This is a genomic window from Stenotrophomonas sp. SrG (assembly GCF_050031795.1).
Taxonomy (GTDB): Bacteria; Pseudomonadota; Gammaproteobacteria; order Xanthomonadales; family Xanthomonadaceae; genus Stenotrophomonas; species Stenotrophomonas rhizophila_A.
Window position 1 is genome coordinate 1 of record NZ_JBNBBE010001218.1, and the last position, 237, is coordinate 237.

The following is a 237-nucleotide window of genomic DNA, read 5'->3' on the forward strand; positions in this document are numbered from 1 at the left end:
GATGCGGCCACCCCGTTCGTGCTGCACGTCAACGCGCCGATGGTTGCCGGGTACCGGGCGCTGTACCCGGACGTGCAGCTGGAGCTCAACAGCAGCGAGCGCTCCATCGATCTGCTCGAACGCCGCACCGACGTCGCCATCCGCATTGGCCCGCTGGCCGATTCCACCCTGCTCGCGCGCCCGCTCGCGCACAGCCGCCTTCGCGTATTGGCCAGCCCGGCCTACCTCGCCCAGTAA

At 69.6% G+C, this 237-nt stretch carries 1 pseudogene; it reads left to right on the top strand.

The features are described from left to right. Positions 1–231 (top strand): annotated as a pseudogene (locus tag ACQG3P_RS23310) (LysR substrate-binding domain-containing protein); the annotation flags it as partial. Between the last annotated feature and the right edge of the window lie 6 nt (positions 232–237).